Here is a 420-nt window from a genome sequence, read left to right as displayed (position 1 = left end):
CAAAACTATATGACCGTAAAAATGCTCTTATTGCTGATGACATGCTTAATGATCAGGTAGTCCCTTTCTTTGAGCAGCAGGAACTTCGTTTAATCAGAATTTTAACAGTCAGAGCACCGGAATACTGTGGAATTAGAGAACAGCATTAATATTAGCTTTATTTAGCCCTTGTAGATAGTGATCACACAAAGTCCAAGGCTAAAAGTCCTCAGACGAATGGCTTTTGTGAACGTTTTCACAGGACTATACATGAAGAGTTTTATGCCAGAGCTTTTAGAAAGAAAATTTACAGAAGTATTGAAGAACTGCAATTAGACTTAAACAAGTTGGTTGTCCTATTAAAACAATGAAAGAACGCATTCTTGAAAACATTGTTATGGTAAATCACCGATGCAGACGTTTTTGGATAGTAAACCTATT

General features: G+C 35.5%; 1 pseudogene. It reads left to right on the top strand.

Annotated features, from left to right (window positions below):
- Positions 1 to 363, top strand: a pseudogene (locus GNY06_RS13920) (integrase core domain-containing protein); the annotation flags it as partial.
- Positions 364 to 420 lie beyond the last annotated feature (57 nt).

This window comes from Elizabethkingia argenteiflava, from assembly GCF_009904105.1.
GTDB lineage: Bacteria > Bacteroidota > Bacteroidia > Flavobacteriales > Weeksellaceae > Elizabethkingia > Elizabethkingia argenteiflava.
The sequence above is the reverse complement of the archived record's forward strand: the minus strand, read 5'-3'. Positions and strand labels throughout refer to the sequence as shown.